Source organism: Tessaracoccus sp. MC1756 (genome assembly GCF_014164735.1).
Lineage (GTDB): Bacteria > Actinomycetota > Actinomycetes > Propionibacteriales > Propionibacteriaceae > Arachnia.
On record NZ_JACJFZ010000002.1, the window covers coordinates 168,603 to 189,582 of the forward strand.

Here is a 20,980-nt window from a genome sequence, read left to right on the forward strand (position 1 = left end):
TGCGCGTACTCGGCCGGGTTCGCGGAACGGGACGTATCCCTGCGGCTGCCGGGCCACGCTCCCCCTGCCCTCGGCCTGGGTACTCTGGAACCATGCTCAAGCTGCGCGCCGCCTTCACGGCACTTCTGCTCGTCCTGTTCACCGCCTGGGCCGTGGTACCCGCCGCCGCGGACGACTCGGCGCCGATCACGCGCTACTACGTCGACGTCAACCTCACCGAGGACGGGATCGCCCAGGTGGAGGTCGACTTCACGATGGACTTCGCGGCGTTCAACGGGCGGGGGCCCTACTTCCTGTTCCCCACCCAGCAGGAGGGCGACGGCAAGCGCTACATCTTCGAGTACGACAACATCAGCGTCTCCTCCCCCACCGGTGCCCGCACCGACGTGCAGCGTGAGAGCAGCTCCGACGGTTTCCGGCTGCGCATCGGCAACGCCAACGTGGTCAACACCACGCCCCAGGACTACGTCGTCTCCTACGACGTGAAGGGCCTCATCGCCTCTGACCATCCCGAGTCTGGCCTCGACGAGTTCAACTGGGACGTCATCGGCCGCGCGTGGGAGTCGCGGTTCAGCGACGTGCGGGTCACCGTGACGGGCCCCGCGGGCGTGGAGAAGACGGCCTGTTTCTACGGCCCCTACGACAACCAGACCCCGTGTGAGACGTCCTACAGCGGCAACAGCGCCACGTTCGCCGTCCCCGCCGTCAACCCGAAGACCCCGGTGCAGGTCGTCGCCGGGTTCCCCGCCGGCACCTTCGGCGGCGCCACGCAGACCATCGAGGAGATCGTCAGCCCCTTCGAGCTGACCCCCGCCACCGGCGCGGTCACCGGCGCGGGCCTCATCGCGGCCATCGCCGGGCTGCTGATCGTGCGCCGCAGGCACACCCGCGACGAGGTCTTCCTGGGCCTGACCCCGGGCCTCACGCCCACAGCGGGCGAGCAGGGACGCGTCGGCACCAAGGCGGGCAAGACCCCCGTGACCGTCCAGTTCCATCCGCCGAAGGGCGCCACCCCCGGCGAGATCGGCACCCTGATCGACGCGACGGCCGACAACGTCGACGTGTCCGCGACCATCATCGACCTGGCCGTGCGCGGTTTCCTGCAGATCGAATCGGACGGGCGCAAGGACTTCACCCTCTACGCCACCAATCCGCCGGCGGGCGAGACCCTGCTGCCCTATGAGCGCAAGCTGCTGGGCGACATCTTCAAGGGCCAGGCCGTGCGTCGCTCCCGCGAACTGAGCAAGGCGAAGTTCCAGAATGTGCTGCCCGACGCGCGGCAGGGCCTGTACAACGCCGTCGTCCAGAAGGGCTGGTTCAAGAGCAATCCCCAGGTGGCGCAGATGGTGCCCATCGGCATGGGTGTGCTGCTCCTGCTGGTGGCCGTCGGCATCGGGTTCGTCTTCGGCGCCTTCGGCTGGGGCCTGCTCGCCATCCCGGTGGCGCTGTTCGGCATCGGCCTGATCCTGCTGTCAGGCGGTTTCCGCAAGCGCACGGCCACCGGCTCGGCCTACCTGGCGCAGGCGAAGGGCTTCGAGTTGTACCTGCGCACCGCGGAGAAGGAGACCCTCCGCTTCGAGGAGGGCGAGGACATCTTCTCCAAGTACCTCCCCTACGCCATCGTGTTCGGCGTCGCGGACCGCTGGTCCAAGCTGTTCGCGCAGCTCGGCGCCGAGGGCATCTACCAGGCCGACACCTCGTGGTACATCGGCGCAGATCTCATGCACGGCTACTACTTCGCCAGCGCCATGAACAACCTCACCAGCTCGTTCAACAGCGTCATGAACGAGGCCCGGATGGACGGCATGAGCCAGGCCACGGGCGGCTCGTCCGGCTTCTCCGGCTTCAGCGGCGGGGGCGGCTTCGGCGGCGGTGGCGGCGGAAGCTGGTGAACCTCACCCGAACACGAACGAGGGGCGACTCCGGTGGAGTCGCCCCTCGTTCATTGAGTGGGATCAGTGGCGATGGTCGTCTCGACGGTGGTCGTCTGTGACGCCGCGGTGGTCGTCGGTGTCGCGCAGCTCATGCGCATCGTGGCGGATCGAACCGTCGTCGCGACGGTCCGGATCGAGTTCCTCGGCCTCGCGGGTACGCCGGTCGATGTCCGCCTGGGTCTCGGCCAGACTGCCGCGCCGCTCGGCGGCCTCCCGCTCGATCCGCTCCGCTTCGATGCGGGCCTTCTCGGCGTTCACCCGGGCCTGCTCCGCCTCGAGTTCCTGCTTACGCACGCCCAACTCCTGCTCGCGGAGGGCCACCCGGTCGCGGTCAGTGTCCCGCCGCAACTCCTCCGCATGGCGCCGATCCTCGACGAGCTGCTCCGTCCTGCGCTTGCCCGCGGCGCGGACGATAAGCACGATCACAACGATGACAATGATGATGGCGGCGATGATCACCGCGATCAGGGTGGGCGACAGGTCGTTCATGGTGCGTCCCTTCCGGTCTCGCGCTGCTGGCGCAGCGGGATATCCGTCCAGCACACCAGAGGCGCCCCACCTCCGCCACACCCCTTGGTGTCGCGTGCTCAGGCTGGGGCGGTCGCGGGCACAGCCCCCAGCGCCGGTGGCCGATGCTGATCGGCGCTGGTCTGTGGCTTAGGATTCTGTCCCATGGTTCGAACGCTGGTGCTGATCGCGGGTCCCTCCGGCAGCGGTAAATCACGCATCACCAGCCTCGCAGCCGACGGCGAGCACGTCGTCGCGCTGTCCCTCGACGACTTCTACCGCGACCTCGACCATCCGGATCTCCCCATGACGCCCATGGGCATCCCGGACTGGGACGATGTCGCCTGCTGGGACATGGAACTGGCCGTCGACACGCTGCGCACCCTGCTGCGGGACGGGCGGGCGGAGCTGCCTGTCTACGACATCTCCCTGTCCCGACGGGTCGGGACCCGCACCGTCGACCTCGGCACCGCGCAGATCGTGCTGGCCGAGGGCATCTTCGCCATCCAGGCGCTGGCCGCCGCCCGCGCCGAAGGTCTGACGGTGGAGGCCCTGTGGCTGGACAGGCGACGGGCGGCCAACTTCCTGCGACGCCTGGCCCGCGACCTCAAGGAGCACCGCAAGCCACCGGTGCTGTTGCTCCGCCGCGGCTGGGCCCTCTACCGCTCCGAGCCGGCGCTGCGGCGGGCCGCGCTGGCGGCCGGCTTCCGGGGGATGTCGATGCGCCGGGCCCTCGGCTCCGTGAAGCGACGGTGACTCACCCCGGCGGTTGATCCCGGCGGGTGCTGGGCTACGGTCGGGACATGACCGCCGTACTGGAACGACCGGCCGCGATGAGGAAACGACCCAGCACCTTTGCGCTGAAGCAGGTGATGGCCGTCACGGGCGTGGTCTTCGTGGGGTTCGTGTTCATCCACATGATCGGCAACCTCAAGGTCTACGGGGGTCCCGCCTCCCTGGACGGTTACGCGACGTGGCTGCGTGAAGTGGGCTACCCACTCATCCCGAAGAAGGGCGTGCTCTGGGCCCTCCGAGTGACCCTCGCGGTGAGCCTGGTCGTCCACGTGTGGGCGGCGGTGACGCTGTGGCTGCGTGGGCGTGCGGCGCGCGGCTCCCACCGCCGTCGGTCCATGCCACGGGCCACCGCCTGGGGCGCGCGCACCATGCTGCCCGGTGGGGTGGTCATCCTCGTGTTCGTGGTAGTGCACCTACTGGACCTCACCATTGGCGCCCTCGTCGCCCCCGGCTCCTACGCCCACGCCGGCCCCGACGGGGTGATCCCCGCCTACGCGAACCTGGTGGCGAGCTTTTCGCGGCCGTGGATGGCGGCCTTCTACACCTTCACCATGGTGGTCATCGGCGCGCACATCTGGCACGGCTGGCGCGCGCTGCTGCAGGACTGGGGCGTGACCGGGCGGCGGTTCCGCGCAGCCTGGGCCGCCGTCGGCGCGGTGCTGGCGTTGGCCGTCGTAGCCGGGAACGCCGCCATTCCCGTGCTGGTCCTGGCCGGGGTGATCGCATGATGCTCGACGCGCACGTGCCGGCCGGTAACCCCGCCACCGCGTGGGCGCGGCGCACGTCGCAATACCGTCTCGTCAGCCCCGCGAACCGGCGAAAGATGACCGTGGTGGTGGTGGGCACCGGCCTGGCCGGGGCCGGCGCCGCTGCGGCGTTGGGAGAGTTGGGTTACCACGTCGAGTGCTTCACGTTCCACGATGCGCCGCGGCGGGCCCACAGTGTCGCGGCCCAGGGCGGCATCAACGCGGCCCGCGCCCGGAAGGTCGACGGCGACTCCCTGGCCCGCTTCATCAGCGACACCGTCAAGGGCGGAGACTTCCGCGGCCGCGAGGCCGACGTCGTGCGGCTGGCCACCGAGTCGGTCCGCGTGATCGACCACCTCCAGGCCATCGGCGCCCCCTTCGCCCGCGAGTACGGCGGGCAGCTGGCGACCCGCTCGTTCGGCGGCGTGCAGGTGTCGCGGACGTACTACACGCGCGGCCAGACAGGCCAGCAACTGCAGGTCGCCGCCGCGCAGGCGCTGCTCCGGCAGGTGTCGCGCGGCACTGTGCGGCTGCACACGCGCACCGAGATGTTGGACCTCGTCGTGGCAGACGGCCGCGCCCAGGGCATTGTGACCCGTGACCTGGTCACCGGCGAGGTCGGCTTCACGCCCGGCCACGCCGTCGTGCTGGCCACCGGCGGCTACGGCTCCGTCTACTTCCATTCCACGTTGGCCATGAACTCCAACGCGACGGCCACCTGGCGGGCCCACCGGCGCGGCGCGCTGTTCGCCAGCCTGTCGTTCGTGCAGTTCCACCCCACAGCGCTGCCGGTGAGTTCGCACTGGCAGTCCAAGACGACGCTGATGAGCGAGTCTCTGCGCAACGACGGCCGCATCTGGGTACCCGCGAAGCCCGGTGATGATCGGCCGGCGGGCAGCATCCCCGAGGCCGAGCGCGACTACTACCTCGAGCGCCGCTACCCCGCCTTCGGCAACCTGACGCCGCGCGACATCGCCTCGCGAGCGGCCAGGGACGAGATCGAGGCCGGCCGAGGCGTCGGGCCGTTGAAGAACTCGGTATACCTGGACTTCCGCGATGCCATCGCGCGGCTGGGCAGGCAGGCCATCGCGGAGCGCTACGGCAACCTGTTCGAGATGTACCACGACGCCACCGGCGAGGACCCGTACGTGGTGCCGATGCGGATCGCGCCGGGGGCGCATTTCACCATGGGCGGTCTGTGGAGCGACTACGACCAGATGACGACGGTGCCCGGCCTGTTCGTCGGCGGCGAGGCGGGCAGCAACTACCACGGCGCCAACCGGCTGGGCGCGAACTCGCTGCTGAGCGCCTGCGTCGACGGCTGGTTCACCCTGCCGCTGTCGGTGCCGAACTACCTGGCGCCCCTCGTCGGCACTCCCCTCCTCGAAGCGGGCTCGGCTGAGGCCGCCGAGTCGCTGGCCTGGGTGCGGGACCGCACCCGGAGGCTGGTCGACAACCACGGCGTGGCCCGCCCCGTAGCCTTCCACCGCCGCCTCGGCGAGATCCTGTACCGCGGCTGCGGCGTGTCACGCAGCGAGCAGGGCCTGCGGGCGGCGCTCGACGAGGTGCGGGCGCTGCGCGAGGAGTTCTGGCGCGACGTGAAGGTGGCCGGGCCGGCGGACCGGCTGAACCAGGAGTTGGAGCGCGCCGCGAGAGTCGCCGATTTCCTCGAATTGGCGGAGCTGATGGTCCTCGACGCGTTGGACCGCACCGAATCCTGCGGGGCCCATTTCCGCGAGGAGTTCGCGACGGCCGACGGCGAGGCTGCCCGCGACGACGGGCGCTGGTGCAACGTCTCCGCCTGGGAGACCACACCCGAGGGCAGGCACACCCGGCACCTGGAGGAACTCAGCTTCGACCTGGTGCCCCTGGCGGTGAGGAACTACCGATGAGAATAGAGATAGAGGTCTGGAGGCAGGATTCGCCCACGGCCCAGGGACGTTTCGAGACGCATGTCGTCGACGACGCGACGCCGGAGATGAGCCTGCTCGAGTTGCTGGACAGGCTCAACGACCAACTGGCGGACTCGGGCGTGGAGCCGATCCAGTTCGAATCCGACTGCCGGGAGGGGGTCTGCGGTGCCTGCGGCGTGACGGTCAACGACCGCCCCCACGGCCCGGTGCCGAAGACGCCGTCCTGTCGACAGCACCTGCGCGCCTTCGGGGGCATCTCGACGTTGCGCATCGAGCCGTTGCGCTCGGCTGCGTTCCCCGTCGTGCGGGATCTGGTGGTGGACCGTTCGTCGCTGGACCGGCTGATCGAGGCCGGGGGGCACGTCGACGTCATGGCCGGCACCGCGCCGGACGCCGACGACCTGCTCGTCGGCCACGGCGACGCCGAACTCGCCCTGGATTTCGCGGCGTGCATCGGCTGCGGCGCGTGCGTCGCCGCCTGCCCCAACGGCGCCGCCCACCTGTTCGCCGGCGCCAAACTCGCCCATCTCGCGTTGATCCCGCACGGGACGTTGGAGCGCGGCAAGCGCGCCCGGGCCGTGGGAGAGGCGCTGGACGCCCAGTTCGGCCCCTGCTCCACGTATGGCGAATGCGTCGAGGTGTGCCCGGCCGGGATCCCGCTCACTGCAGTGGCGGCCGTGCACCGGGAGCAGCTCCGCGCCGCCTTCCGCGGGCGCGACAGCTGAGGAGAGACCCGGCCTACTCCGGGATGGGCGCGAACGCGGGGCCGGTCTGGCCCAGCTTCTCGTCGAGCTTCGTGAACAGCGGCGAGGGCTTCTGCAAGGGCGTGCCGGCGACGATCGGGCGCGACTCCCACACCGCCTGCTGCGACGCGTAGTCGCCCTGCAGGGTGGGGTAGGTCAGGTCACCGTCGGTCACGTCGACGATCTGGGGCTGCGCGGCCCACACACCTTCGTTCCCGAGCGCCTCGAAGATCTGCTGCGCGGCGTGCGGGAGGTACGGGGTGAGGAGGGTGTTGCAGTCAGAGATCACCTGCAGGGCGACGTGCAGAACGGTGTCGCGGCGGGCCGGGTCGTCCTTCAGCTTCCAGGGCTCCATGTCGGAGATGTACTTGTTGGCGAGGCCGACGACCCGCATGGCCTCGGTGATGCCGGCCTTGAAGCGGCGGGCGGCGATGTGGTCTCCGACGGTGTGGAAGGCCTCCCGCGACGCGTCGAGCAGTGCCCGGTCCTCGTCGGTGAGCTCGCCCATGGCGGGGATGGCGCCGTTGTTCTTGTGCGCCATGGAGATCGAGCGGTTGACCAGGTTGCCCCACTCGTTCGCCAGCTCGAAGTTGGTCCGGCGGACGAACTCCTCCCAGGTGAAGTCCGTGTCCTGGTTCTCGGGGCCGGCCACGGCGATGTAGTAGCGCAGCGCATCGGGGCCGAACTCGTCGAGGAAGTCGCCGACGAAGATGGAGGCGCCGCGCGAGCTGGAGACCTTCGAGCCGCGCATGGTCATGAATTCGGAGCTGACCACTTCGGTGGGGAGCCGCAGCTCGCCGAGTTCGGGACGGATGGTGCCGCCCATGGTGCCCTGGCCGTTGGCGCCCAGCAGGATGCCCGGCCAGATGACGGAGTGGAAGACGATGTTGTCCTTGCCCATGAAGTAGTAGGAGTTGGCCCGGTCGTCGTTCCACCACTTGCGCCACGCGTCCGGGTCGCCGGTGCGCTTGGCCCATTCGATGGACGCCGAGAGATAGCCGATGACGGCGTCGAACCAGACGTAGATGCGTTTCATCGGGGCGTCGCGCCAGCCGTCGAGCGGGACGGGCACGCCCCAGTCGAGGTCACGCGTGATGGCGCGCTCACGGATCTCCTTGAGCAGGTTGTGCGAGAACTTCAGCACGTTGGGGCGCCAGTCCTCACGCGAATCGATCCATTCGGCCAGCTGCGGTGCGAGCTTCGGCAGGTCGAGGAAGAAGTGTTCGGTCTCCACGAAGTTGGGGGTCTCGCCGTTGACCTTGGACTTCGGGTCGATGAGGTCTGCCGGATCCAACTGGTTGCCACACTTGTCGCACTGGTCGCCCCGGGCGTTGTCGTACCCGCAGATGGGACAGGTGCCCTCGATGAAGCGGTCCGGCAGGGTGCGCCCCGTCGACGGCGAGATGGCGCCCATCTGCGTCTTCGCGACGATGTAGCCGTTCTCGTGAAGTGCGGTGAAGATCTCCTGCACCACGTGGTAATGGTTCGGTGTGGTGGTGCGCGTGTACAGGTCGTAGCTGAGGCCGAGGCCCTGCAGGTCCGAGACGATCTGACCGTGGTACTTGTCCGCCGTCTGGCGAGCCGTGAGGCCCTCTGAATCGGCCTTCACCTGGATGGCGGTGCCGTGCTCGTCCGAGCCGGAGACCATGAGCACGTCGTGGCCCGCCATTCGCATGTACCGGGAGAACACATCGGAGGGAACCCCGAAGCCCGAGACATGACCGATATGGCGGGGGCCGTTGGCGTAGGGCCAGGCAACGGCAGCAAGAACGTGACTCATGCGCGTCATCCTATCGTCGCTGCCACAGGGCGGCGATGTGGTGGGAATCCGTCGGGTTCCGGCGTGCGGAAGCGCTCGTTCACTCTGCCCACCGGCCCACCCTCTGGGAGCTGCGGGCCGTCTGGTGCGTATTTATCCAAACTGCGGGCCCCTGCCGGGGCCTCCACCGCTCAGCCACTATGCCCGAATCGCTTAGTCCTACAAATCGTCGTAAACTACTCACTCGTGACGTTGAACGTAGCCGAAGACACATTGGTAAACGAGCCCACCGAGTGGGACGGATTCACAGAGGGCCCCTGGCGGACCCAGATCGAGGTGCGGGACTTTGTCCAACGCAACTACACCCCGTATGACGGCGACGCCTCCTTCCTCGCCGGTCCCACCGAGAAGACGACTGCCACCTGGCAGCGCCTCGAAGACAACTACCTCTCCGTCGAGCGACGCAATCGCGTGTTCGCCGTCGACGCCGAGACCCCGGCCGACATCGACGCCTTCCCTGCGGGCTACATCTGGAAGGGCGACGACGTGGTCGTCGGCCTGCAGACCGACACCCCGCTGAAGCGCGCCATGATGCCGTTCGGTGGCTGGCGCATGGTCGAGACCGCGCTGCGTGAGGCCGGCACCAAGCCGGACGAGCGGGTCAAGGAGATCTTCACCAAGTACCGCAAGACGCACAACGAGGCGGTCTTCGACATCTACACGCCGCGCATCCGCGCCGCACGCTCCTCGCACATCATCACCGGCCTCCCGGACTCGTATGGCCGTGGCCGCATCATCGGCGACTACCGCCGCGTCGCCCTCTACGGTGTCGACGCGCTGATCGCCGACAAGCAGCGTGCCAAGGACGCCGTTGCCGAGGAAGGTTTCAGCGAGCACTGGGCCCGCTACCGCGAGGAGCATTCCGAGCAGATCAAGGCTCTGCAGAAGCTGAAGCACCTCGGTGAGATCTACGGCTTCGACATCTCGCGTCCCGCCAGCACCGCCAAGGAGGCCGTGCAGTGGACGTACTTCGGCTACCTCGCCTCCGTCAAGAGCCAGGACGGCGCGGCCATGTCGATCGGCCGTCTGTCGGCCTTCCTCGACGCCTACTTCGAGCGTGACCTGGCCGCCGGCCTTATCACCGAGACCGACGCCCAGGAGATGATCGACGCCCTGGTCATCAAGCTGCGCATCGTGCGGTTCCTGCGCACCATCGACTACGACCAGATCTTCTCCGGCGACCCCTACTGGGCCACCTGGTCCGACGCGGGCCTCGGCGAGGACGGCCGCTCGATGGTCACCAAGACCTCGTTCCGTCTGCTCCAGACGCTGCGCAACCTCGGCCCCGCCCCCGAGCCGAACATCACCGTTTTCTGGGATCCGGCCCTCCCCCAGGGCTACAAGGATTTCTGCGCGGCGATCTCGATCGAGACCAGCTCGCTGCAGTACGAGGCAGACGACCGCATCCGCGACTACTGGGGCGACGACGCGGCCATCGCGTGCTGCGTGTCCCCCATGCGGGTGGGCAAGCAGATGCAGTTCTTCGGCGCCCGTATGAACGCCGCCAAGGCGCTCCTCTACGCCATCAACGGTGGCCGCGATGAGATGAGCGGCAAGCAGATCGTGAAGGGCTACGAACCCGTCACGGGCGACGGCCCCCTGGACTTCGACGACGTGTGGCACCGCTACGAACAGGTGCTGGACTGGGTGGTGGCCACCTACGTGGAGGCGCTCAACATCATCCACTACAGCCACGACAAGTACGCCTACGAGTCGATCGAGATGGCGCTGCACGATTCCGACATCCTGCGCACGCTGGGCTGCGGCATCGCCGGCCTGTCCATCGTGGCGGACTCGCTGTCGGCCATCCGTTACGCCACAGTCACCCCGGTGCGCGACGAGACCGGCCTCGTGATCGACTACCTGACCGAGGGTGACTTCCCCCGCTACGGCAACGACGACGACCGTGCCGACGAGATCGCCGCCGTCGTGGTGCACACGATCATGCAGAAGATCCGCGCGCAGCACCTCTACCGCGACGCGCTGCCCACGCAGTCCGTGCTCACGATCACCTCGAACGTGGTGTACGGCCGCAACACCGGCGCCTTCCCGTCGGGCCACAAGGCCGGCGCCCCGTTCGCGCCGGGCGCCAACCCGGAGAACGGCGCCGACTCGCACGGCATGCTCGCCTCCATGCTGTCGGTGGGCAAGCTCGACTACCACGATGCCCTCGACGGCATCTCGCTGACCAACACCATCACCCCGTCGGGCCTCGGCCGCGACAAGGCCGAACAGGTGAGCAACCTCGTCGGCCTGCTCGACGCCGGCTTCGTGCCCGAGAACTAAGGAGAACCCCAGATGTCAGTCAAGACCTTCGATGAGCGCCTGGCCACGATGAAGGCGTCGCGCGACGAGCGCTCGCACCAGCCCGGCCTGTTCCACGCCAACATCAACGTGCTCAACCGCGAGACCCTCGAGGACGCGATGGAGAACCCGGACAACTACCCGAACCTGACCATCCGCGTCTCGGGTTACGCCGTCAACTTCGTGAAGCTCACCAAGGACCAGCAGCGCGACGTCCTGGCCCGCACGTTCCACGGGAACGCGTGACCACAGAAGAGCTGCCACTGCTCGACGTCCCGCGCCTGCGCGCGACGTCGGGCACGGCCGGCATCGCGTCGGCCGGCGACATGACGCACGCCGAGCACATCGCTGCCGTCCGCAGCGGTGAGCTCGGCTCCGTCCATTCCTGGGAACTCGTCACCGCGGTCGACGGGCCGGGCACGCGGCTGACGGTCTTCCTGGCCGGCTGCCCGCTGCGTTGCCTGTACTGCCACAACCCGGACACGTATTTCACGAACAAGGGCGAGCCAGTCCTGCTCGACGACATCGTTGCTAAGGTGCGCCGGTACCGTGGGGTCTTCCGCGCCACGGGCGGCGGGCTGACGCTCTCCGGTGGCGAACCCCTCTTCCAACCCGTCTTCGCAGGACGCCTGTTGCGCGCCGCGAAGGAGATGGGCCTGCACACCGCCCTCGACACCTCCGGCTTCCTGGGGCGCAACGCGTCCGACGAACTGCTGGACGACGTCGACCTCGTGCTGCTGGACATCAAATCGGGTGACCCGGACACCTACGTCCGCACCACCGGGCGCGAACTGCAGCCCACGCTCGACTTCTCCCGCCGCCTCGCGGAGCGGGGCAACCGGATGTGGATCCGCTTCGTGCTGGTCCCCGGCCTGACCGACGACACGGCCAACGTCGACGCGGTCGCCGCGCATGTCGCGACGCTGGGTGATGCCGTCGAACGGGTCGAGGTGCTGCCGTTCCACCAGATGGGCCGCGACAAGTGGGCATCCCTCGGCATCCCCTACGAACTCGCGGACACCGAGCCCCCGTCGAAGGACCTCATCGAGCGGGTGATGGGCCAGTTCCGGGCCCACGACCTCCCCACGTTCCGGGGCTAGCCTCGGTGACCCCTGCCCTGCATAGGGTCAGGGGCATGGGTGAGGGCTACAAGGTCGACTACGGCGCGCTTGAGCAGACCGCCGACGACGCGCATGCGCTCGCGGCGGATGCGCCCGGCGCCACGAAGGGCATGCGCCTCAACCGGGTGGTGGCTGCGCTGCCCGGCAGCCTGAGCGCCGGCCGCGCCGCCAAGACCGACGGCGAGTGGGTGACCTCAGCGGAGCAGTTGACGACAGACCTCCTCGGGTTCGCCACCGCGCTCGACACCACCGCCCGCAACTACCGGGCCGCCGAGGATGCCGCCACCGAGTCGGCGACGGGCTTCTTCGGAGGCCTGCCGTGAGGTGGTCCGACGGCCTCGCCATGCAGCCCGTCGAACTGCGGGCCCAGTCCCAGGGCCTGCTCAACAGCCACTCGGCTCTGACGCGGATACACGGGCAGCTGGAGTCCTACGACTTCTCCACCTGGGACGGCGACGCCGCCGGCCGGGGTCGCGAGGCCCACCGCACGCTCATCAGGTCCGTGCGGCGCCGCGCCGACGAACTGCCGCCCGTCGCGAGCGCGCTGGACAGCGCCGCCGGCACCTTCGACGACATCCAGCACGCGCAACACAGCACCCTCGACAAGGCCCACCGGTGGGGTTTCTCCATCGGCGACAGCGGTGGGATCGCCAACGAGCAGGGCTTCAGCCTCGACCCGCGCCGCCCAGTGGTCAGGATGCAGCTCAGCGCCTCCGTCGTCTCGCTGCTGTTCCGGCTGAACGCCTGCGACGCCTCCCTCGCGGCGAAACTGTGGGCGGCAGATGCGCAGAGCACGATCGTCGGCTGGGGCGATGCCGCCGTCGACGGTGGGCGCTGGATCGGAAACCGGGTCGGCGAGGGCATGGAGTGGGCGGTGGACACCGCCACCGACGCGGCCGCCAGCGTCCAGGACTTCTTCGACCGTCGCGCCCAGGCGGTGGGCTCCGCCTGGGACCGCTGGGCGGAGTTGGGAGAGAACCCGCCGCAGTGGCTGGCGAACTGGCGCGAGAACGGAGAGGCGCCCTACCTCTCGCAACTCGGCGCCTACGCCATCACGCGGCTGGGGCAGGGCGCAGGCGTCGTCGGCAACGCCGTGGTGGGCCGGGACCTGCAGATCTTCGAGGACGGCACGCCCTACGTCGGGCCGGTGCAGCGCAATCCCCGCGCGAGCAGCTACGCGGGCCTGTCAGATGTCATGGAGACCATGATGAAGGCCTATGAACGCGGCGGGGCCGAGCGCACCTCCGTCACGGTCACCGCCGTCGAGGACGAGAACGGCGACGTGCGCTACGTGGCCGCCATCTCCGGCACCGCGCACGCGATGACAACCATGGAGGGGTGGGCCGGGCAGCCGTCAGGGCTGGACTGGGCCGCCAACTTCCTCCACCACGGCGTGGGCCCCACCTCTGCCACGCATGCCGCGTCGCAGGCTATCCAGGACGCCATAGCCGAGGACCTGGCCCACCGCCGCGCCAACGGGTTGCCGGTACCCACCGGGCGGCCGGAACTGCTGCTGACGGGGCACTCGCAGGGCGGGATCGCGGCTGGGCAGTTGATCACGGACGACCAGTTCCTCAGCGGCGTGGACGTGAAGGGCATCATCAGCGCGGGTGCGCCGACGGAGTCGCTGAACATGCGGCCGGACGTGCCGGTCTACAACTTCCAGACCCAGTACGACCCCGTCCCCCGAACAGACGTCAACGGATACCGGCTCGACGGCACGAGGGATGTACCGGGGAACGTGACCAACATCACCCTCGACCACTCCGGCTCCGGGCCGGCGGACTACCTGCCCACGTACACCCACCTGCAGGACACCTACCGGCAGGATGTGGCCGCGTTGGGCCCGGTCCAGGCCCTGGAGGAGAGCTACGGCAGCTTCTTCAACGGCACGACCACCACCTATTCCGTAGAGTTCGGACGAGAGGTGAAGTGATGACCGACGAGACGATGGTGGCCCAGGACGGTATCCGCGTGGGCCTGGTGGGGTTCGAGACCTGGGCCGCGGCCATGGAACAGATCCGCGACGAAACACTCCCCCATGTAGACGAGGACACCCTCGCGGGCTGGGAGGCGGCGGGCATCATCACCCCGCGCGGCCTGGCCACCGACTGGGGACTGGCGTTGCGCGTCGCCCAGCAGGCGCGCGCCGGGATGGAACTGGTCTCCGTGTTCCAGAACGTCGCCTTCGACGCCATGGTCTTCGTGCTGGGCGACGACATGGTGACGGTCACGTCGAGAGCCGCGGTGGCGCCCACCGATGACGGGTGGCAGGCCACCGGCGTGGATCCCATGCTCGAGGTGGCGCTGGCGCCGTCGTCGGATCCGTGGCTGTTACTGCGCCGCGCCCTTCCACCGCTGGATCTCGCGCGCGCCCACCCCCGGCTCCCGCGCAGCGACGAGGCTGTGCCGTTGACGTTGAAGCTGGAGGAGGTCCCCACCGCGTGGGAGTACGAGCGCACCCTGTTCGCCCAGCGCCTCCTACAACTCCCCACCCTGCCCGCAGACGTCCGCGACGCCCTCGAGCCTGAGGCCAGCGTCTTCGCCTACGCCGTGGGCGAGCCGAGCACCGGTCCCTCCGCGTCCAACGACGCCTGGGCCGTCGGGCGCAACCTCTACTACATGGTGCCCGGACGCCCGGGTATCACCCAGGTGCCGCCCGGCCAGTTGGGGGCGCAACTCGTCTCCAGGCTTGCTGCTGCGGCCGGAGGACGTTGATGCAGCGAAGGGCACTGTTGATGGGAGTAGGTGTGGTGGTTTTCGGACTGTTCGGATGCGGATCCAAGGACGCCGAGGTCACAGACCAGGAATGGAATCAACGCCTCGTCGAGGCGCTGGAGCCGCTGGATCACGTCGAGGAGTTGACGGACTTCAGCTACTCCATGCAGGGGGCGTTCGGCGGGAGGGACTCGGCCTGGGTCTCCGGCACCGTCCGCTCGGACACCAACGACCCCGCCACGAACGAGGCGCTGCTGGAGGAGGTCGGCCGGCAGATCGCCACCGTCCACCGCGACAACGGTGCCAGGCGCTCGTCGATCATGGTTCACGTCCTCAGCCCGAACCTCACGAAGTACACGTTCGAAACGATGTTGGACGTCGATCTCGCCACGCTCGACACCCTTGCTGCGCACTACGGCATCGCGCGTCGCTGAGCCGTGTCCGTCCGTGGTCCCAGCCCGGATCCTCCTTCGGTCCAGCGCAACGGCTCGTGGGTACCGCAGTGCTGACGCCCACAGAAGCCACCTGGGATCAGCCCCTAGGGTCGGGGCATGAGGTTCCTGACATTTCTTGTGCTGGCACTACTGCTGGGCGGCTGTGGCGCAGCGACCCAGCGGGCCGAGCCGGCCGTCGAGGCACCGCCGGAACTGCCGCCCGACGTCCGTCTCCCGGAGCCCGAGCCATCCCCCCGGGGCGTGGAACCCCTGGACCAGGACCCGCCCGTCGAGAAGAAGCCCCAGATCGTGTACGTCGACGAGGAGCCGCCCTGCTCCGAAGGTCAGGCGTTGTCCGTTGCCTTCGTCGGCTACGACGCGGCGCTGGGCAGCCGCTTCCACTGGGCGCGCGTCCGCAACTGCACCGACGAGACGGTCATCCTGCCAGAACCCGCCTTCCGCGGCCGGGACCTGGGCAACATCTGGGGCGACATGACCACCGCACCGGCCTCCGGCCCTGAGCCCAGCCCGCTCCTCGAGCCAGGCGCCTCCGCGCTACTGACCCTCAAGTGGCTCAGCAACGGTCGCTGCGAGCGAGGAATCCAGGATCTGCGGCTCGTGCTCGGCGGGGAGTCCTTCGACTCGCCGGAGAACTGCCTTCAGCTGGGTGGTAGCTTCGCCCCTGAACGCGAGGCCGACATCACCTGGACCTGGGGAGACAACCTATGAGCGCACCGCTGCCGTGCCCCTGCGACACCGGCAAGGTCTACTCGGCCTGCTGCGGCCGCTTCCATGACGGCCGCCCGGCCCCCACGGCCGTCGCGCTCATGCGGTCGCGCTACTCCGCGTTCGTGTTCGGCCTGAGTGACCACCTCATGGAGACCTGGCACCCGACGACGCGCCCACCGTCGATCAGCCTCGACGACGGCACCCAGTGGTCCGGCCTCGTGATCGAGCAGACCGAGCGGGGCAACGCCTGGGACGACGAGGGAACCGTGCAGTTCACGGCCACGTTCCTTTCGCCCGACGGCATGGGCGTGTTGCAGGAGCGCAGCCGCTTCACCCAGGTGGACGGCCGCTGGTACTACGTCGACGGCACGCTGGGCTGACCCGACCGCCGCCCGGCCCGCCTCCGGTCCGGACACCCCTTCGCCGGGAGAAGATTTTCGCGCACGCCGCCGCTGTCAGTAAAGTGCTGCCCGGCGCGCCCGTCGCGCGCCCTCAGTTCCCCGGCCCGCCGCCTCCGCGTGGGCCTCATCGCAGGAGATCCATGAGTCAGACCACTGTGTCCACGTCCGCCGTGCCCGAGGCGGGTGAACGCTCCACCTCCACCCTGGCGGCGCTGCGCAACCCGCGCCGGCTCAAGACGGAGGTGCTGGCCGGTCTCGTCGTGGCCCTCGCGCTGATCCCGGAGGCGATCTCGTTCTCGATCATCGCCGGCGTGGATCCGCGGATGGGCCTGTTCTCCAGCTTCGTCATGGCGGTGACCATCGCGGTGGTGGGCGGTCGTCCCGGCATGATCTCTGCCGCCACCGGCGCCGTCGCCCTGGTCATCGCCCCCGTGGTGCGGGACCACGGCGTCGAATACTTCCTGGCGACGGTGCTGCTGGCCGGGCTGCTCCAGATCCTGTTGAGCGTCATCGGCGTGGCGCGGCTGATGCGCTTCATCCCCCGCATGGTGATGGTGGGCTTCGTCAACGCGCTGGCCATCCTGATCTTCATCGCCCAGATCCCCCACCTGCAGGATGTGCCGTGGCTGGTCTACCCCCTCGTCGCGCTGGGAATCGCCATCATGGTCTTCTTCCCGAAACTCACATCCGTGGTGCCCGCCCCGCTGGTGGCGATCCTGCTGATCACCGGGCTCGTCGTCGCCCTCGGCTGGCAGTTGCCGGATGTCGCCGGGCAGGGCCAGCTGCCCACGTCGCTGCCCGAACTCCTCATCCCCCAGGTACCGTTCACGCTCGAGACGCTGCGCATCATCGCGCCGTACGCGCTGGGCATGGCGCTGGTGGGCCTGATGGAGTCGCTGATGACCGCCAAGCTCGTCGACGACATCACCGACACGCACTCCAACAAGACCCGCGAGGGCTGGGGCCAGGGTGTGGCCAACATCATGTCGGGCCTGTTCGGCGGCATGGGCGGCTGCGCCATGATCGGCCAGACGATGATCAACGTGAAGGTCTCCGGCGCCCGCACGCGCATCTCCACCTTCCTGGCCGGCGTGTTCCTGCTCATCCTGGTGGTGGGCTTCGGCCCCGCCGTCGGCCGGATCCCCATGGCCGCCCTGGTGGCCGTCATGGTCATGGTGTCGGTGGCCACGTTCGACTGGCACAGCATCAAGCCCTCCACCCTGCGCCGCATGCCGCACAGCGAGAACATCGTGATGTTCGTCACCGTCATCGTCACGGTGCTGACGAGCAACCTCGCCATCGGCGTGCTGGTGGGCGTCAACGTGGCGATCATCGTCTTCGCCCGCCGCGTCGCGCGGTTCGCGAAGGTGCAGCGCCTCGACGGCGACGGCGGCCCCGTCTACAAGGTGACCGGTGAGCTCTTCTTCGCCACCAGCAACGACCTCGTCTACCAGTTCGACTACGCCGGCGACCCCGCCCACGTCAGGATCGACCTCAGCGAGTCGCACGTGTGGGACGCGTCCACCGTCGCCACTCTCGACGCGATCGAGTCGAAGTACGAGCGCTACGGCAAGAGCGTCGAGATCGTCGGCCTGAATGCGTCGTCGGCGGCCCGCCACCAGCGACTCTCGGGGCAACTCGGCGCCCACTGACGCCCTAGGGGCCGGGCAGAGAGCCGTGGCAGTGCGGCCAGACCCCCTGGTGTGCGCCGACAATGTGGCTAGGATCGCAAGCATGGCGGTGGCCGCGTGATCGAATTCGAGCAGGTCTCGAAGCTGTACGGCGGCCCCACGCCCGCCGTGGCAGAGTTCAGCGCGCGCATCCCCTCCCACACCACCACCGTGTTGGTCGGCTCGTCCGGATGCGGCAAGACCACCCTGTTGCGGATGGTGAACCGCATGGTGGAACCCACTGCGGGGCGGGTGCTGATCGACGACGAGGACATCGCCGGCCAGGACCCAGTCGCCCTGCGCCGACGCATCGGCTACGTGATGCAGAGCGCGGGTCTCATGCCGCACCGCACCGTCGTCGACAACATCTCGACCGTGCCCCGCCTGCTGGGCACGACGCGGCGCGACGCCCATCGACGTTCGGCAGAACTGATGGAACTGGTCGGCCTCGACGCCGGCCTGGCTGGTCGCTACCCCGCACAACTCTCGGGCGGCCAACAGCAACGCGTCGGCGTGGCCCGCGCCCTGGCCGCTGACCCCAACATCCTCCTCATGGACGAGCCGTTCGCGGCCGTCGACCCCATCGTGCGCGCGGACCTGCAGAACGAACTTCTGCGCCTTCAGGCCGAGTTGGGCAAGACCATCGTGTTCGTCACCCACGACATCGACGAGGCCCTCTTGCTGGGCGACCAGATCATCATCCTCGAGCAGGGCGGCCACGTGGCCCAGCGGGGCACCGGTCCGGACATCCTGGCGGCACCCGCGAACGCGTTCGTCGCGGAGTTCCTGGGCCTGGGCAGGGACGCTCGGGCGCTGCACATCGTGGATTCGGCGGAGGGCCGCATCGTCGTCGATGGCCGTGGCCGCGCCGCGGGGAGACTCGCGGAGCCGTCGTGACCTGGATCACCGCGAACCTCGACCTCATCTGGGAGCGCACGCTCGCCCACCTCGCCCTCGCGGTGCCCGCCATCGCCGCGAGCTTCCTGGTGGCCCTGGTCATCGGAGGCTTCGCGGCGGGACGGCGGCGGCTCCGCGCCCCGCTGGTCACTGGCGCTGCTCTCCTATACGCCATCCCCTCACTGCCGCTCTTCATCGTGCTGCCCGCCCTGATCGGCACCGGCGTCCGCGACAGCCTCAACGTCGTCGTCGCGCTCACGCTGTACGGGCTGGCGTTGATGGTCCCGGCGGTCGTCGACGCGCTGCGCGCCAACGAGAAGGGCCCGGTCGATGCGGCGAGGGCGCTCGGGTACACCCGGGCGGCGCGGTTCCTGACGGTCGAGTTGCCGCTGGCCGGGCCCACGCTGCTGGCAGGCCTGCGCGTCACCTCCGTCAGCACGGTGTCGCTGGTGACGGTCGGTGCCGTGCTGGGCGTCCCCAGCCTCGGCATGCTGTTCACCGACGGGTTCCAGCGCGGGATCACCGCGGAGATCCTCACCGGCCTCGTCATGACGGCCGTCGTGGCGCTGGTCCTCGACGCGGCCTGGGTGCTGCTCGGACGCTGGCTGTTGCCGTGGCGGCGCGCATGAGACACCTCATCGACGCCGTCGTCTGGCTCACCGACCCCGCCCACCTGATGGGCGACGGCGGGGTGCTGCACCGGGCTGTGGAGCACCTGACCTACTCGGTGGTGGCCGTGGCGATCGCGTGCCTGATCGCGGTGCCGGTCGGCTGGTTGGTCGGGCACAGCGGCCGGTTCGACGGCGTGACCGTCGCCACCACGGGGACAGCCCGCGCCCTGCCCACGCTCGGGGTCCTCACCCTGGCGGGCCTGGCCTTCGGGGTGGGCCTGGTCGGGCCGATGGTGGCCTTCGTGATCCTCTCCGTCCCGTCCATCCTGGCCGGCGCCTACGCCGGGATCCGCGCCATCGAGCCCGCCACCATCGACGCGGCACGTGCCACCGGGCTCAGTCCGCGCCAGGTGCTGTGGCGGGTGGAGGTGCCGCTGGGCCTACCCCTGCTCACCGGCGGCATCCGCTCGGCGATGCTGCAGGTGATCGCCACGGCGACTCTCGCCGCCTACGTCGGGGCAGGAGGTCTGGGGCGGCAACTCTTCCTCGGCCTACGCACCCAGGACTACCCTCAGATGCTCGGGGCCGCGCTCGCCGTGATGACCATCGCGCTGATCGTCGACCTCGTGTTCGCCTGGCTGCAACGCCGGGTGACGCCCGCCGGTATCAGGACCCCCTGACCACCTCACGGAAGGAACCACCATGACCGCCCTCCGCCTGACCATCCTCGCGGCAGCCACCGCCCTCGCCCTGGCCGGCTGCGCATCCACAGACCCACTCGGCGAGCCCTCCGCCGACGCCACCTCGGCTCAGCCGGTGGGCGGGCAGACGCTCGTCGTCGGCTCCCAGCAGTACTACTCCAACGAGATCATCGCCGAGCTGTACGCCCAGGCGCTGGAGGCCGAGGGGTACACGGTGGACAGGCAGTTCCAGATCGGGCAGCGCGAGACCTACCTGCCGGAACTGGAGGCGGGCAAGATCGACGTCTTCCCTGAGTACACCGGCAACCTGCTGCAGTACGTCGACGCCGAGACCACGGCCCGCACCGCCGACGAGGTGAACGCCGCCCTGGCTGAGGCACTCCCGGACGGGCTGCGCGTGCTGGACCCGGCCGAGGCCACGGATCAGGACTCGTACACCGTGACGGCGGCCTTCGCCGAGGAGCATGGCCTGACGGCGATCGCCGACTTAGCCGGTGTCGGGGAGCCGCTGAAGATGGCCGCGAACTCCGAGTTCGCCACCCGTCCCTACGGACCGGGGGGGGCGAAGGAGATCTACGGCGTCGACATCGAGGTGCTCCCGGTGGAGGATTCGGGCGGCCCGCTGACGGTTCGGGCGCTGACCGACGGCACGGTCCAGGTGGCCGACATCTACACCGCGGACCCCGCCATCGCCGCCAACGACCTCATCGTGCTGGAAGACCCGGAGGGCCTGATCCTGCCGCAGCAGGTGGTTCCGCTGGTCTCCGACAAGGTCGACGACGCCGCTGAGCAGGCGATCGCGTCGGTGAACGAGAAGCTGACCCCGGAGGCGCTGCGCGAACTCAACGCCCGCAGCGTGGACGAGCAACTGGGCTCGGAGGAGATCGCCGGCGACTGGCTCGAGGAGAACGACCTCCTCTGACGGAGGGACGTCAAG

Annotated in this window: 19 protein-coding genes and 1 pseudogene; 18 read left to right on the forward strand and 2 right to left on the reverse strand. The window is 69.2% G+C overall.

The features are described 5' to 3' along the window. The first annotated feature begins 92 nt into the window (after window positions 1–92). The gene (locus H5393_RS06100) at window positions 93–1,892 is read left to right on the forward strand and encodes a DUF2207 domain-containing protein (protein ID WP_182765914.1); all 1,800 of its coding nucleotides are present in this window, start codon (window positions 93–95) and stop codon (window positions 1,890–1,892) included. A gap of 63 nt (window positions 1,893–1,955) precedes the next feature. On the opposite strand, the gene H5393_RS06105 is transcribed toward H5393_RS06100, so the two are convergent. Beyond that, complete coding sequence (locus H5393_RS06105; RefSeq protein WP_182765915.1) at window positions 1,956–2,423, reverse strand: hypothetical protein; 468 nt, start codon at window positions 2,421–2,423, stop codon at window positions 1,956–1,958. A 183-nt stretch (window positions 2,424–2,606) separates the two neighbouring features. Here H5393_RS06105 and H5393_RS06110 point away from each other — a divergent pair, with 183 nt between their 5' ends. The 4 genes from H5393_RS06110 (at window position 2,607) to H5393_RS06125 (ending at window position 6,620) form a co-directional block, all read left to right on the forward strand. Then, window positions 2,607–3,197 carry a uridine kinase gene (locus H5393_RS06110; protein ID WP_182765916.1) on the forward strand — a complete coding sequence of 197 codons (591 nt, stop codon included), beginning with the start codon at window positions 2,607–2,609 and terminating at the stop codon, window positions 3,195–3,197. Window positions 3,198–3,313: 116 nt separating this feature from the next. Further along, window positions 3,314–3,964 (forward strand): succinate dehydrogenase, encoded by a 651-nt coding sequence (locus H5393_RS06115; RefSeq protein WP_370585962.1) that lies wholly within the window; start codon window positions 3,314–3,316, stop codon window positions 3,962–3,964. Continuing rightward, entirely contained in the window at window positions 3,961–5,874 is a 1,914-nt protein-coding gene (locus H5393_RS06120; RefSeq protein WP_182765917.1) for a fumarate reductase/succinate dehydrogenase flavoprotein subunit, read from the forward strand. The genes H5393_RS06115 and H5393_RS06120 overlap by 4 nt, the downstream gene beginning before the upstream one ends. Beyond that, window positions 5,871–6,620: a succinate dehydrogenase/fumarate reductase iron-sulfur subunit gene (locus tag H5393_RS06125; RefSeq protein WP_182765918.1), complete on the forward strand. Its 750-nt coding sequence runs from the start codon at window positions 5,871–5,873 to the stop codon at window positions 6,618–6,620. Before H5393_RS06120 ends, H5393_RS06125 begins: the two co-directional genes overlap by 4 nt. 13 nt (window positions 6,621–6,633) lie before the next feature. Here H5393_RS06125 and metG read toward each other — a convergent pair whose 3' ends face one another. After that, window positions 6,634–8,427 carry a methionine--tRNA ligase gene (metG, locus tag H5393_RS06130; protein ID WP_182765919.1) on the reverse strand — a complete coding sequence of 598 codons (1,794 nt, stop codon included), beginning with the start codon at window positions 8,425–8,427 and terminating at the stop codon, window positions 6,634–6,636. A gap of 243 nt (window positions 8,428–8,670) precedes the next feature. Here metG and pflB point away from each other — a divergent pair. The 13 genes and pseudogenes from pflB to H5393_RS06200 all read left to right on the forward strand — a co-directional run bounded on the left by pflB (window position 8,671) and on the right by H5393_RS06200 (window position 20,965). Continuing rightward, window positions 8,671–11,007 (forward strand): annotated as a pseudogene (pflB, locus tag H5393_RS06135) (formate C-acetyltransferase). Further along, window positions 11,004–11,861 (forward strand): pyruvate formate-lyase-activating protein, encoded by an 858-nt coding sequence (gene pflA, locus H5393_RS06145; RefSeq protein ID WP_370585942.1) that lies wholly within the window; start codon window positions 11,004–11,006, stop codon window positions 11,859–11,861. Before pflB ends, pflA begins: the two are co-directional and overlap by 4 nt. A 35-nt stretch (window positions 11,862–11,896) precedes the next feature. Further along, a complete protein-coding gene (locus H5393_RS06150) occupies window positions 11,897–12,205 on the forward strand; it encodes a hypothetical protein (RefSeq protein ID WP_182765920.1) in 309 nt (102 codons plus the stop codon). Next, window positions 12,202–13,818 (forward strand): hypothetical protein, encoded by a 1,617-nt coding sequence (locus tag H5393_RS06155; RefSeq protein WP_182765921.1) that lies wholly within the window; start codon window positions 12,202–12,204, stop codon window positions 13,816–13,818. Before H5393_RS06150 ends, H5393_RS06155 begins: the two co-directional genes overlap by 4 nt. After that, complete coding sequence (locus tag H5393_RS06160) at window positions 13,818–14,600, forward strand: hypothetical protein (RefSeq protein ID WP_182765922.1); 783 nt, start codon at window positions 13,818–13,820, stop codon at window positions 14,598–14,600. The genes H5393_RS06155 and H5393_RS06160 overlap by 1 nt, the downstream gene beginning before the upstream one ends. 35 nt (window positions 14,601–14,635) lie before the next feature. Next, a complete protein-coding gene (locus H5393_RS06165) occupies window positions 14,636–15,034 on the forward strand; it encodes a hypothetical protein (RefSeq protein ID WP_182765923.1) in 399 nt (132 codons plus the stop codon). Between the two features lie 117 nt (window positions 15,035–15,151). Next, complete coding sequence (locus H5393_RS06170; protein ID WP_182765924.1) at window positions 15,152–15,763, forward strand: hypothetical protein; 612 nt, start codon at window positions 15,152–15,154, stop codon at window positions 15,761–15,763. Then, complete coding sequence (locus H5393_RS06175; protein ID WP_182765925.1) at window positions 15,760–16,143, forward strand: YchJ family protein; 384 nt, start codon at window positions 15,760–15,762, stop codon at window positions 16,141–16,143. Before H5393_RS06170 ends, H5393_RS06175 begins: the two co-directional genes overlap by 4 nt. Before the next feature lie 161 nt (window positions 16,144–16,304). Further along, a complete protein-coding gene (locus H5393_RS06180) occupies window positions 16,305–17,816 on the forward strand; it encodes a SulP family inorganic anion transporter (protein WP_182765926.1) in 1,512 nt (503 codons plus the stop codon). A gap of 96 nt (window positions 17,817–17,912) precedes the next feature. Further along, window positions 17,913–18,731, forward strand: coding sequence for an ATP-binding cassette domain-containing protein (locus tag H5393_RS06185; RefSeq protein ID WP_182765927.1), 819 nt, complete (start codon window positions 17,913–17,915; stop codon window positions 18,729–18,731). Further along, complete coding sequence (locus H5393_RS06190) at window positions 18,728–19,360, forward strand: ABC transporter permease subunit (RefSeq protein WP_182765928.1); 633 nt, start codon at window positions 18,728–18,730, stop codon at window positions 19,358–19,360. The genes H5393_RS06185 and H5393_RS06190 overlap by 4 nt, the downstream gene beginning before the upstream one ends. Beyond that, window positions 19,357–20,022, forward strand: coding sequence for an ABC transporter permease (locus H5393_RS06195; protein WP_182765929.1), 666 nt, complete (start codon window positions 19,357–19,359; stop codon window positions 20,020–20,022). Before H5393_RS06190 ends, H5393_RS06195 begins: the two co-directional genes overlap by 4 nt. Window positions 20,023–20,044: 22 nt before the next feature. Beyond that, window positions 20,045–20,965 carry an ABC transporter substrate-binding protein gene (locus H5393_RS06200; RefSeq protein WP_182765930.1) on the forward strand — a complete coding sequence of 307 codons (921 nt, stop codon included), beginning with the start codon at window positions 20,045–20,047 and terminating at the stop codon, window positions 20,963–20,965. Window positions 20,966–20,980: the final 15 nt, after the last annotated feature.